The sequence below is a fragment of the Flagellimonas flava genome, assembly GCF_050617915.1.
GTDB lineage: Bacteria > Bacteroidota > Bacteroidia > Flavobacteriales > Flavobacteriaceae > Flagellimonas > Flagellimonas flava_A.
Map to the genome: position 1 here is coordinate 1 of NZ_JBODQE010000114.1, position 249 is coordinate 249.

The window sequence follows — 249 nt, forward strand, 5'->3', positions numbered from 1 at the left end:
GCTTTGGCAAGTACCGATGAAGAGTTTGTGGAAAACCGTACGGAATTAATTGAAGGTACTCTTGATGCCCCAGATGTTGGAGCAAACCAACTTTCAAGAGAAATGGGTATGAGTCATTCTGTTTTATACAAGAAAATTAAGGCCATATCTGGCATGAATATGGTTGAATTTATAAGGGAATATAAACTAAGGATTGCGAAAAAACTTTTGGAAAACCAATCCAGTTCAGTTTCAGAAGAGTGTTATAAA

Annotated in this window: 1 protein-coding gene; it reads left to right on the forward strand. The window is 36.1% G+C overall.

Annotated features, from left to right (window positions below; translation table 11 throughout):
• The coding region (locus tag ACRHOZ_RS21195) for a helix-turn-helix domain-containing protein (RefSeq protein ID WP_431130324.1) at window positions 1-249 on the forward strand (249 nt) is incomplete at both ends.